The 793-nt window shown below is 54.1% G+C and carries 1 protein-coding gene; it reads left to right on the top strand.

From position 1 onward, the window contains the following. Positions 1 to 75 precede the first annotated feature (75 nt). A protein-coding gene (locus tag GOB81_RS17385) for an IS5 family transposase (RefSeq protein WP_173571464.1) occupies positions 76 to 793 on the top strand; the annotation gives its coding sequence in 2 pieces (ribosomal slippage) (positions 76 to 409 and positions 409 to 793; 719 coding nt annotated over the 2 pieces). This gene is flagged as partial in the annotation.

Here is a 793-nt window from a genome sequence, read left to right as displayed (position 1 = left end):
TAGGCTCAGGACCTGTTAATTCGTTGCATTGAGCGGAAATCAGTGATTCACAGGCAGTCGTAGAGGAGCGCGCCTGTGAGTGATGTGTTTTTGCTGTCCGAGCGTCAGATGGAGCTGATTAAGCCGTTTTTCCCTCTGGCACACGGTGTTCCGCGGGTGGACGACCGGCGTGTTCTGAGCGGGATCGTTTATGTCATCCGAAACGGGCTTCAGTGGAAAGATGCCCCGAAAACGTATGGTCCGCACAAGACACTCTACAATCGTTTCATTCGATGGAGCCGCCTGGGCGTCTTCGACCGGATTTTCAGTGCTCTGAGTGAGAAAGCTAGCCGTTCAAAGCGCCTGATGATCGACGCGACACATCTCAAGGCACACCGGACAGCGGCCTCGCTGCTTAAAAAGGGGCTTTTCCCCGCCATATCGGACGGACAAAAGGCGGACTGAATTCAAAGCTTCATGCTGTGTGCGATGGTCAGGGTCGTCCTGTCCGTCTCCATCTGACCGCAGGACAGGTCAGTGATTTCAAGGGAGCCGATGTCCTGCTCGCGGATCTTCCGGATGAGACAGAAGAAGTCATCGGGGACCGGGGATACGACGGTAATAAGATCAGACAGTCTCTCGCAGAGCGACAGATCACCGCCTGCATTCCACCGAAGAAAAACCGGAAATCAAAGCCGCCTTACGACTGGCATCTCTACAAAAAGCGCCCTCTTATTGAAAACATGTTCGCAAAGCTGAAAGACTGGCGACGGGTCGCAACCCGATATGACCGCTGCGCTCATACCTTCATGTC

The organism is Acetobacter conturbans (assembly GCF_011516755.1).
GTDB lineage: Bacteria > Pseudomonadota > Alphaproteobacteria > Acetobacterales > Acetobacteraceae > Acetobacter > Acetobacter conturbans.
The sequence above is the reverse complement of the archived record's forward strand: the minus strand, read 5'-3'. Positions and strand labels throughout refer to the sequence as shown.